This window comes from Micrococcus sp. ACRRV (assembly GCF_022346985.1).
GTDB lineage: Bacteria > Actinomycetota > Actinomycetes > Actinomycetales > Micrococcaceae > Micrococcus > Micrococcus porci.
Genome location: NZ_JAKRNH010000092.1, coordinates 1 through 9,361, shown reverse-complemented (window position 1 = coordinate 9,361; position 9,361 = coordinate 1). Strand labels below are relative to the sequence as shown.

Annotated in this window: 9 protein-coding genes and 1 pseudogene; 3 read left to right on the top strand and 7 right to left on the bottom strand. The window is 74.7% G+C overall.

Annotated features, from left to right (window positions below):
* Positions 1–126, top strand: a pseudogene (locus MHY29_RS09485) (IS481 family transposase); the annotation flags it as partial.
* Positions 127–408: 282 nt separating this feature from the next.
* Entirely contained in the window at positions 409–969 is a 561-nt protein-coding gene (locus MHY29_RS09480) for a hypothetical protein (protein WP_239240604.1), read from the top strand.
* Between the two features lie 108 nt (positions 970–1,077).
* Here the strand turns inward: MHY29_RS09480 and MHY29_RS09475 are convergent, their stop codons facing one another.
* Positions 1,078–2,466, bottom strand: a complete 1,389-nt coding sequence (locus MHY29_RS09475; protein WP_239240601.1) for a polysaccharide biosynthesis tyrosine autokinase — start codon at positions 2,464–2,466, stop codon at positions 1,078–1,080.
* Between the two features lie 149 nt (positions 2,467–2,615).
* On the opposite strand from MHY29_RS09475, the gene MHY29_RS09470 reads away from it, so the two are divergent.
* Positions 2,616–3,908, top strand: a complete 1,293-nt coding sequence (locus MHY29_RS09470; protein ID WP_239240598.1) for a hypothetical protein — start codon at positions 2,616–2,618, stop codon at positions 3,906–3,908.
* 22 nt (positions 3,909–3,930) lie between these two features.
* On the opposite strand, the gene MHY29_RS09465 is transcribed toward MHY29_RS09470, so the two are convergent.
* From MHY29_RS09465 to MHY29_RS09440, 6 genes are all read right to left on the bottom strand, one after another.
* Positions 3,931–4,623, bottom strand: coding sequence for a phosphotyrosine protein phosphatase (locus MHY29_RS09465; protein WP_239240595.1), 693 nt, complete (start codon positions 4,621–4,623; stop codon positions 3,931–3,933).
* Entirely contained in the window at positions 4,620–5,630 is a 1,011-nt protein-coding gene (locus MHY29_RS09460; RefSeq protein WP_370643502.1) for an acyltransferase family protein, read from the bottom strand. The genes MHY29_RS09465 and MHY29_RS09460 overlap by 4 nt, the downstream gene beginning before the upstream one ends.
* A gap of 80 nt (positions 5,631–5,710) precedes the next feature.
* Entirely contained in the window at positions 5,711–6,004 is a 294-nt protein-coding gene (locus MHY29_RS09455) for a hypothetical protein (protein ID WP_239240589.1), read from the bottom strand.
* A 44-nt stretch (positions 6,005–6,048) separates the two neighbouring features.
* Positions 6,049–6,744 (bottom strand): deoxyribose-phosphate aldolase, encoded by a 696-nt coding sequence (gene deoC / locus MHY29_RS09450; RefSeq protein WP_239240586.1) that lies wholly within the window; start codon positions 6,742–6,744, stop codon positions 6,049–6,051.
* A 49-nt stretch (positions 6,745–6,793) separates the two neighbouring features.
* The gene (locus MHY29_RS09445) at positions 6,794–8,494 is read right to left on the bottom strand and encodes a phospho-sugar mutase (RefSeq protein ID WP_239240583.1); all 1,701 of its coding nucleotides are present in this window, start codon (positions 8,492–8,494) and stop codon (positions 6,794–6,796) included.
* Positions 8,494–9,321, bottom strand: coding sequence for a purine-nucleoside phosphorylase (locus MHY29_RS09440; protein ID WP_239240606.1), 828 nt, complete (start codon positions 9,319–9,321; stop codon positions 8,494–8,496). Before MHY29_RS09440 ends, MHY29_RS09445 begins: the two co-directional genes overlap by 1 nt.
* Positions 9,322–9,361: the final 40 nt, after the last annotated feature.

The following is a 9,361-nucleotide window of genomic DNA, read 5'->3' as shown; positions in this document are numbered from 1 at the left end:
TCAGAGACCGAACGCAGGGCCGCGTTGCCTGGGTGGGTGCACTTCTACAATCATCACCGAGTCCACTCCGCGATCGGAGCCGCACCTGCCAGCAGGCTCAACAACCTCCCTGGACATCACATCTAGTCAGCCACCGCGGCCCCGAGGCGCGGGAGGAGCCGGGCCTCCGGGGCGGACAGCCGGGGTGAACAACAGGCCAACAGGGGGTGACAGCGCCGTGCCTGCGTCCAGGATCACGGGAACGATACCGTTTCGTGACGAAGGAGGGAGGCCTGTCCCGTGTGATGACGACCACACAGCGCTATCATGGAGGGGGTTACCCACAGCCACACCGACTGTGACCCGCCCCGCCTGCGCCCGTCGTCATCCCTGCGTCGGCCCCCTCGCCCCCTCGCTTTGGAGAATCGCATGCAGACCACTCCCAAGACCGTCAACCGCCGCACCGTGTCCGCCGGCATCGCCTGGTCCGTCCCCGCCGTCGCCGCCGTTGCCGCCGCCCCGTTCGCCGCCGCCTCCCCGACCGGCTGTGTCAACGTGACCTCGGGCACCGCCGAGAAGTTCCCGGGTGGTGGCCACCCCGATGGCATCAAGCAGGCCTATGGCTTCACCATCACCATCACCAACACGTCGCCCACCCCCGTGTACGTCAACCCGGGCACGGTGACCGTGGTGTTCGGCGGCCACACCACCCGGAATGGCGAGGCGCGTCTCTATACCGCCAGCCCGTGCAGGGGAGGCAGGCGACTGGCCGCCATGGACCCCGAGCTGCTCCTGCAGCCGGGCGAGTCCGAGACCTATTACTACGTGGTGAACAACACCGGCAACTCGGCCCAGGAGTCCGGCTGCGTCAAGGGCAAGCTGCAGCTGGCCCTGCCGAAGGGCGCCCCCGAGGGCGCCGATCTGTGCAACGGCGGCGTCGTCGATTTCAGCAACTGCTTCGAGACCACCCCGCCCACGGCGCGCTGCTGATCGTCGGAGCACCACCATGAAGGGCCCCGCCTCCCCAGAGGCGGGGCCCTTCTGCATCCCCGGGCCTGCGCCGTCGGTGCGACGACCTGGCCCTGCGGCCGGGCGCGATCAGCGTCGCGACGTGTCGCCCGCGGTCCCGGCCGCGGCGTCGGCGGCGTCCCGGGGCGCCTGGTAGTAGACGTCGTAGCTGCCGCCGTCCGCGCCGTAGCCCCCGCCGTAGTAGTCCGAGCCCACACCGGAGGCGGGCACGCCGTTGAGCACCACGCCCAGCATGCGGGCGTTGACCTTGGCCAGCATGTCCCGGGCCACCTCCAGATGGTCCTTCCGGGTCTTGCCGTGGCGCACCACCAGCACGGTCCCGTCCACGACGGCCGCCAGCAGGGTGGAGTCCGTCACCGGCAGCACCGGGGGGGCATCGACGAGGACCAGATGGGTCTCGGCGAGCACGCGCAGCAGCTCCTGCATGCGGTGCGATCCGAGCTGCTCGGACGGGTTCGGGGGCGTGCGGCCGGCCGGGAGGAGCAGGAGCCCGTCCCCGAGGTCCTGGACGGCGTCCTCCAGCAGGACGTCCCCGCTGAGGACCTCCGACAGGCCCACGCGTCCGTCGACGCCGAACTGGCTGGCCTGGCGGGGCCGCCGCAGGTCCGCGTCCACGAGGATCACGGGCTGGCCGGACACGGCGACGGCCTGCGCCAGGCCGGCGATGACGGTGGACTTGCCCTCGCCCGGGTTGGAGCTGGTCACCATCACGACGCGGGGCGGGTCGTCGACTGCGGCGAAGCGCAGGTTGGTCCTCAGCTGGCGCAGGGCCTCCGCCGCCCGCGGCGAGGGCACGCCGAGCGGGGCCGTGCGCTCCGCCTTCATGGTCCCGTCCTGCGGGATCGCGCCGAGCAGGCCGGCCCCGGAGGCCTCCGTGGCGTCGGTGGTGGTGCGCACGTTCACGTCGAGAATCCGCCGCAGGAACGCCACCGCCAGGGCGGCCAGGAGGCCGATCCCCGCCCCGATCAGGGCGTTGCGCAGGTGGTCCGGGCTGGACGGCCCGGCGGGCGGCAGGGCGTCCTCCATGGCGGTGACCTTGACATTGGAGGTGGGGTCGAGGCTGTTCGCCACCTCCGCCGTCGCCCCCAGCGCGGTGTTGGCCAGGTCGGCGGCCCGCTGCGGGTCCGGGGCCAGCGCCGTCACGGTGATGAGATTGGACTTCGGCACCACCTGGGCCGAGAGCGTGGACCCCGACACGTCGACGCCTGACTCGGCGACCTTCTCCCGCACCGTGCGGCTGTTGATGAGCGGCACGTAGGACTGCGCGCGGGTCAACGCCGTCTCCGTCCCGGAGATGCTGGCCTCGCCGGCCACGGTCACGAAGCCGGTGGACGTCGAGGTGTAGAGCGTCGGCTGGAGGAGGGAGTAGACCAGGCCGCCCAGGAGGCCTAGCACCACCCCTCCCAGGAGGACGAGGCGATTGGCTCGCAGGACGCGAAGGAAGTCGAGGATGTTCATGGAGGACCCGATCGGTTGGTGGCGTCTCCATGAACTCTATACATCCTGTGGGCCGGGCTCGACCTGCCGCACCGGGGCTCCACTAGGCTGGGGGCGACGGCGCCGTCCCGTGCGTCGCCACCGCGCTCCCGCATGAGGAAGGCCTCCGGATGCCCCCGCACCTCCCCTCCGGCCCCGCCCTCCAGGACCCGCGCTATCTGGCGGTCCTGGCTGAGCGCGGCCGCCGTGAGGCCGCCACCGCGCGGGGGGTGTCCGTCCTCACCGCCGAGGACGCCGCCGGCCCCCGCACCTCCCTCCGCGTGCCCGAGCTGCTCCTGGGGTTCCTCCTGGCCATGGAGGCGTACACCCTGCCCGCCGGCGGCGTGCCCGTCCCGCTCAACGAGGCCGCCATGATGGTGCTGCTGGGCCTCGCGCTCTGCCGGCGGGCGAAGCGGAGGGCGTCCGCGCTGGGCGTCGCGGCACTGCTGGCCGTCCTCGTCGGCGTCTACCTCGCCGCCGTGTCCCTCGCGATGGGCGTCCCCGACGCCGTCTGGCTCCGCCGCCTGGTCCGCATGGCCGCCCTCACGGTCCTGGTGGGCTGCTTCGCCGCGCGCCGCGTCGACCTGCGGTCCGTGCTCACCGGCCTCCTCGCCGCGATGGCCGTGAACGTGCCCCTGTTCTACGCCGGGCTCGTGCCCGCGCCCTACCAGGGCTTCCTCACCGGCTTCCTCGCGGACAAGAACGTGGCGGGCCTCTACTACGCCGCCGTCCCCGTCCTGGCCCTGACCTTCGTCCGCCGCCCCGGCGTGCGCCTGCTGCTGCTCTCCGCCTCCGGCCTGTGCGTCTTCCTCACCGGATCCCGCACCTCGCTCGCCGGCTTCGCCTGCGCCCTCGTCTGGGTGGTCCTCACCCCCCGCATGGGGCCGGTCCTGCGGGTCGCCCTGCTGGCCCTCCTGGCGTGGGCGGTCGGCTTCGCGGAGGAGAATCTCGCGCGGGTCGGCGTCTACTCGGACCGCGAGGGCACGGACTGGTTCCGCAGCGTCATCCACACGGCCACCGGCGTCAAGGTGGAGGAGACCCCGTGGACGGGCCAGGGGCTGGCGCAGTCGTTCGTCGAGCTCGACGCCGGCCGGTTCCTCTTCCACAACTCCTACGCGGCGCTCTACGTGGAGGGCGGGGTGGTGCTCACCGCCGCGATGCTCACCGCGTACGCCGTGTACGGGCTGCGCCTGGGCGCCACCCGCCTCCGGACGCCGTCGCGCGTGGCCGTGGAGGCCGCGGCCGTGGTGGTCCTGGTGACCGCCACCCAGCTCGGCGAGGTGTTCGTCTCCATCCCGTCCATGCTCATCCTGGCGGCCGGGGCGACCCTGGCGATCACGGAGGCCGACGCCCCGCTCGACGCCCAGGCCCGCGCCCGGCGCGAGGAGCGGACCCTCCGGCAGGCGGCGGCCCGCGGGCACTGAGGCCGGCCGCGCGGAGGCCGGCTCAGCGGGCGGGCTCCACGGCCCGCACCACCGCCGCCTCGACCGCCGCGAGGGCCGGCTCCAGTGCACGCGTCATCTCCGTGTAGCCCTCGGCGGGGCCGCGGAACGGGTCCGCGAGGTCGGCGGCGCGGCGTCCGGCCGGGAGCAGGCCCCGTCGTCCCGCGTCCAGGCCCCTCCCCTCCCGACGCGCGGCCTCCAGGGCCGCGGCCAGCGCCCGGCCGCCGCCGCCCGGGGCCACGGCGTCGGGGTCGGCCAGCAGGGCGCCGGCGTCGAGGAGGGTGGCGGAGCGGCGGAGCGCGGCCGGGGCCTCGCGCACGACGGCGTCACGATGCGCCTCGGTGGCCGTCAGCACCAGGTCCTGCCCGGCCAGCACGCGCGCCGTCAGCCGGCGGGGGCGATGGGCCGCCAGCGCGGCGCGCACCCCCGCGTCGGGGGCCAGGGTGATCAGCTCCTCCGGGACGGCCAGCGCCTGGTTGGGCCCGGTCCCGGCGCTGGAGACCTCCACGACGTCGGCGCCGAGCGCGGCGTCGAGGCGGGACTGCAGCACGTGGTGGGCCCACGCGGAGCGGCAGATGTTGCCCGTGCACACGGTGAGGATCCGCAGGGGGCCGCCCGCGCCGTCGTCGGCCGGGGCATCCGTCCCCGGGGCGGCCGCGAACGGGGACCGCAGGGCGGGGCGCTCGAACCAGCTCATGCCCCCGCCTCCCGTCCGAACGGGAACCACTGCTGCGGCACGCCCGCGAGGGGGCGGGCCAGGGGAGTGGCCAGCAGGGCGAGTCCCACGGCCCAACTCACCGTCAGGGCCACCACGAACTTCATCAGGTTGTCCTCGATCCCCACGCGCATCGCCTCCATCAGCACCAGTCCATGCAGCAGCACCACCACGGTGCCCGTCCTCGTCAGCGCGGTGATCCCCGCGCGGATCGCCCGTCCGGTCCCGGTGCCGCGGGCGAAGGCCCGCAGCCGCCGCTCCACGAAGGCGCCGAACACGAGCACCATGCCGGCCGCCATCGCAGTCCCCGTCAGGGGCGTCCAGGGGAACAGTCCGAAGCCGCCCCACTTGATGTTGTGCGGCGGCAGCCCCAGGGCCACGGCCCCGACCCCCGCCGCCACGAGCGCGACGCCGATCAGCGTGCGGTGGCGGCGGATCCGCGGCTGGACGCGCCGCCGGAACGCCTCCCCGGCGAGCACGTAGAACAGGCACGGGGCGGCGAGGCCGATCCCCAGCGGGGTCCGCGCGATCGCGGACTCCGGAACCAGCTCGGCCGCCGCGAGCCCCGCCAGGGCCACCGCCCACCCGGCCCAGGACGGCGCCCGCTCCAGGGCGCGGCGCAGCAGGGCCACGAAGAACAGCACCGAGATGAACCAGAACGCCCACCACGGCGGCGGCTGGTCCGCCCCGCCGTACCAGCCGGCGGAGACCAGGTCGGCCAGCGTGACGCCGTCGATCTGGCTCCGGCGGCTCCAGCTCAGCACCACGAGGGTCATCAGCACCGACCACAGCAGGTACGGGACCATCAGGGAGCGGAACCGGGAGAGGGCGTCCGCCGCCCATGGCCGGCCCCGGGTCCAGAAGTAGCCCGTGAGGAAGAAGAACAGCGGCATCCGCCAGATCTCCAGGTACGGGCTGAACGTCAGGTCGGCCAGGTAGGCGTGGCCCAGCACCACCGCGGAGATGGACACAAGACGAAGGGCGTCCACTCCCGTGTTGCGAGTGGACGCCCTTCGGCGAGCGGCGGAGGGCCGCGGTGCGCCTGCGCGGCGCGGGGCGGGGGACAGGCTCAGTGGTGCAGGGCTCCGGTGCCGCGCGGGGCGTGGATCTCGGCCGGGCGGGCGGCATGGATGGCCACGGCGTCCACGGTGTCCCCGCGGCCGAGCAGCTGCTTGGGGATGAACATCGTCAGGAACGCGAGCGCCAGGGCGATCAGGCCCGGGATCCACACGTGCGTGAAGTCCCAGAAGCCCATCGCATAGAGCGCGGCCAGGAAGATCGCGTAGGTCACGAGCCAGGCGATCGCGGAGCCGCCGAAGCCGCCCTGGTTCGAGTGGTCGATGGCCTTGCCGTTGCGGATCACGTCAATCTCCTCTGTGCAGAAGCATCCGGCGGTGCGAGCCGGCGTCAGTCGTCACCCAGGATAGCAAGCGCGGAGCTCGCCCCGATGCGCGTGGCGCCGGCAGTGATCATGGCGAGCGCGTCCTCGCGGGAGCGCACGCCGCCGGAGGCCTTCACGCCGATCTCCGGGCCCACGGTGCGGCGCATCAGGGCGACGTCCTCGACCGTGGCCCCGCCCGTGGAGAAGCCCGTGGAGGTCTTCACGAAGTCCGCACCCGCGGCCACGGCGGCCTCGCAGGCCAGGACCTTGGCGGCGTCGTCGAGCAGGGCTGTCTCGATGATCACCTTGACCAGCGTGCCGCCCCGTCCGGCCGGGCCCGAGGCGTGGGCGGCCGCGACGACGGCGCGCACGTCCTCCTCGAGGCGGGCGCGATCCCCGGCGCGGGCCGCGGCGATGTCGATCACCATGTCCACCTCGTCCGCGCCGTCGGCGATCGCCTGGGTGGTCTCGAAGGCCTTGACGGCGGAGGAGGAGGCGCCCAGGGGGAAGCCGATCACCGTGCAGGTGAGGACGTCGGAGCCCTCCAGGCCCGCGCGGACCTCGCGCACCCAGCGCGGGTTCACGCACACGCTCTTCACACCGGCCTCGCGGGCCTCGGCGACGACGCGCAGGATGTCCTCGCGGGAGGCCTCGGGCTTGAGCAGGGTGTGGTCGATGTGCTTGGCCAGCTCGGCCGTGGTCAGCTGCGGGGTCTCGCTCATGCCGCCCAGCCTAGTGGCTGCCCGTCCGCTCCGGCGGGCCCCGTCGCCGTCAGCCGGCGACGAGCGCGGCGACCTCATCCCTCAGCCGGTCCAGGCGGGCGGCGGCCGCGGTGGGGTCGGCGTCCTGCGTGCCGAGGTAGCACTTGAGCTTGGGCTCCGTGCCGGAGGGGCGCACGAGCACGCGGGTGCCGGCGTCCGTGGCGAACAGCAGGGCGTCGGTGGCGGGCAGGTCCGCGGAGCCGGCGGCGAGGTCCCGCTCCACGGTCACGGGGTCCCCGGCCAGGGCGGCGGGCGGCCGGGCGCGCAGCGCGGCCATGGTGTCCGCGATGATCCGCAGGTCCTGCACGCGCACCGACACCTGCCCCGAGGGCATGGACCCGGTGACGGCGTCGGCGTCGGCCCGGGCGTCGTCCAGGGTGCGGCCGGCGGCCTTCAGGGAGGCCGCGAGCTCCGCGGCCACGAGGGCGGCGGTCATGCCGTCTTTGTCCCGGACCATGTCCGGTGCCACGCAGTAGCCCAGCGCCTCCTCGTAGCCGTAGCCGAGGCGCGGGGCGCGGGAGATCCACTTGAAGCCGGTGAGCGTCACGTGGTGCTCGACGCCGGCCGCCGCGGCCAGGGCCGCCAGCTGCGGGGCGGAGACCACCGAGTTGGCGGCCGAGCGGCCCTGTGCCGCGAGACGCGGCAGCAGGTGCGCGCCCAGCAGGGTGCCCACCGCGTCGCCGGAGAGCATGCGCCAGGAGGGGGCGGCGCCGTCGCCGGCGGGGACGGCCAGCGCGAGGCGGTCGGCGTCGGGATCGTTGGCGATCACCAGGTCCGCGCCGACCTCCGCGGCCAGGGCCAGCGCGAGGTCCATGGCCCCGGGCTCCTCCGGGTTGGGGAAGGCCACGGTGGGGAACGCGGGGTCCGGGGCGGCCTGCTCCGGGACCACGTGCACGTCCGCGAACCCGGCCTCCGCCAGGAGGTCCGGCAGCACCGCGCCGCCGACGCCGTGCAGTGGGGTGTAGACGATCCGCAGGTCGCGGCCGGGGTGGCCGCCGGGGTCCAGGACGCCCAGGGCCGCGGCGCGGTAGGCCTCGAGCAGGTCCTCGCCGGCCACCTCCCAGCCCTCGGCGGCCAGCGGGATGTCCGCCGTCCAGGCGTCGTGGTCGATCTGCGCGGCGATCTGGACGTCCGCGGGGGAGACGATCTGGGCGCCCCGCCCGGCCTCGTCCGTCATCCGCCCGCCCAGGTACACCTTGTACCCGTTGTCCGCGGGCGGGTTGTGGGAGGCGGTGACCATCACGCCGGCGTCCGCGTGGAGGTGGCGCACCGCGAACGCGAGCACGGGGGTGGGCAGCGCGCGGGGCAGCAGGACCACCTGCGCGCCGGCGGCGGTGAGCACCGCGGCGGTGTCCGCTGCGAAGTCCGCGGAGCCGCGCCGCGCGTCGTAGCCCACGGCCACGAGGGGCGCGGGCTGGTCCGGGCCCAGCTCGTTCCAGAGGTGGCGGCCCAGGCCGGCCGCCGTGCGGCGCACCACCAGGCGGTTCATCCGGGACTCGCCCGGACCCTCCTCGGCGCGCAGGCCGGCGGTGCCGAAGGCCAGCGGTCCGGAGAAGCGGGACGCCAGCGACGCGCGGGCCGCCTCCGCCGCCGGGCCGTCACCGTCCGCGGCGGTGAGCTCGTCCATGAGGACGGCGCGGTGCATCGGCTCGGGGTCCTCCACGGACCAGCGCTCGGCCAGCTCCCGGACGCGGGGGTCGAGGGCGCGCATCAGAGCCGCCCCACGATCTCGGCGAGGAGGCGGGAGATGCGCGGTCCGGCGGCCTGGCCGGCCTCGACGACCTCCTGGTGGGACAGCGGGGTCTCCTGGATCCCGGCGCCGTGGTTGGTCACGAGGGAGATGCCGAAGACCTCGAGGCCCGCGTGGCGGGCGGCGATCGCGTCCAGGGCGGTGGACATGCCCACGAGGTCGCCCCCGAGGGCCGTGGCCATGCGGACCTCCGCCGGCGTCTCGTACTGCGGCCCGGAGAACTGGACGTAGACGCCCTCGGTGAGGGTGGGGTCCACCTCCTGGGCGATGGCCCGGATGCGCGGCGAGTAGACGTCGGTGAGGTCCACGAACGTGGCCCCGACCAGGGGCGTGGCGCCGGTGAGGTTGATGTGGTCGGCGATCAGCACCGGGGTGCCCGGGGCGATCTCGGGGTCCAGACCGCCGCAGCCGTTGGTGAGGACCACGGTGGCCGCGCCCGCGGCGGCCGCGGTGCGCACGGTGTGCGCCACGGCCTGCGCGTCGCGGGACTCGTAGAAGTGGGTGCGGGAGCCGAACACCAGGGCGCGGGACCCGTCGGCCAGCTCCACCGAGCGGATCACGGCGTTGTGGCCGGGGACCTTCGGCGCGTGGAAGCCGGGCACGTCCGCCAGGTCGATGCGCGCACGCTCGACGCCGATCAGCTCCGCGGCCTCGCCCCAGCCGGAGCCCAGGACGACGGCGATCCGGTGCTCGGCGCAGCCGGTCGCCTCGGCGATCGCCTCAGCGGCGGCGCGGGCGTCGGCCACCGTGGTCCTCACCAACGGCTGCGGCGGTCTGGACCCCGAGATCGCCCCGGGCACCCCGGTGCTGATCGCCGACCACAGCAAC

Excerpts from the sequence above, each read along its gene's own strand:
- MHY29_RS09480 (WP_239240604.1), top strand. The coding sequence starts at position 409 with ATGCAGACCACTCCCAAGACCGTCAACCGCCGCACCGTGTCCGCCGGC.
- MHY29_RS09475 (WP_239240601.1), bottom strand. The coding sequence starts at position 2,466 with ATGAACATCCTCGACTTCCTTCGCGTCCTGCGAGCCAATCGCCTCGTC.
- MHY29_RS09470 (WP_239240598.1), top strand. The coding sequence starts at position 2,616 with ATGCCCCCGCACCTCCCCTCCGGCCCCGCCCTCCAGGACCCGCGCTAT.
- MHY29_RS09465 (WP_239240595.1), bottom strand. The coding sequence starts at position 4,623 with ATGAGCTGGTTCGAGCGCCCCGCCCTGCGGTCCCCGTTCGCGGCCGCC.
- deoC (WP_239240586.1), bottom strand. The coding sequence starts at position 6,744 with ATGAGCGAGACCCCGCAGCTGACCACGGCCGAGCTGGCCAAGCACATC.
- MHY29_RS09445 (WP_239240583.1), bottom strand. The coding sequence starts at position 8,494 with ATGCGCGCCCTCGACCCCCGCGTCCGGGAGCTGGCCGAGCGCTGGTCC.